The organism is Vibrio sp. 10N.261.52.A1 (assembly GCF_002876325.1).
GTDB classification, from domain to species: Bacteria; Pseudomonadota; Gammaproteobacteria; order Enterobacterales; family Vibrionaceae; genus Vibrio; species Vibrio chagasii.
Map to the genome: position 1 here is coordinate 1 of NZ_MCYD01000209.1, position 375 is coordinate 375.

General features: G+C 40.5%; 1 protein-coding gene. It reads right to left on the reverse strand.

The window, feature by feature from the left end; translation table 11 throughout:
• On the reverse strand, positions 1–225 hold a 225-nt coding region (locus BCT81_RS02680), incomplete at its 3' end, for an NAD(P)H-dependent oxidoreductase (protein WP_133152501.1).
• Positions 226–375 lie beyond the last annotated feature (150 nt).

Below are 375 nucleotides of genomic sequence, written 5' to 3' on the forward strand. Positions count from 1 at the left end.
TGGAATCGTCATCCAGTTAACAGGAGACTGAAGGATTACGCGGTCTGCCCATTCAAAGTGCGCCAGTTGCTCATCAACGACAATTTCATCTTGCATGGTAACCACACGAACCTCATGACCTTTTGACTCTAGCTTGGTGCGAGCTTTCTCGACTAGAGCAGCATTTAGCTTACCTTCAGAAAATGGCGATGGCTCGTGTGCGTTAATGATTAGAACGTTACTCATGATAATTAACCCTTTAATAAATTGACTGCTTTACATAGCGAAGAAGATATCGCTGTCTTGTGGTTTATTATGGTTACCTAGAATTAGACTACAACTGGTTAACTTTTAGTAACCACCTTAAATCCCAGCGAAATTAACAATAAGTTATTG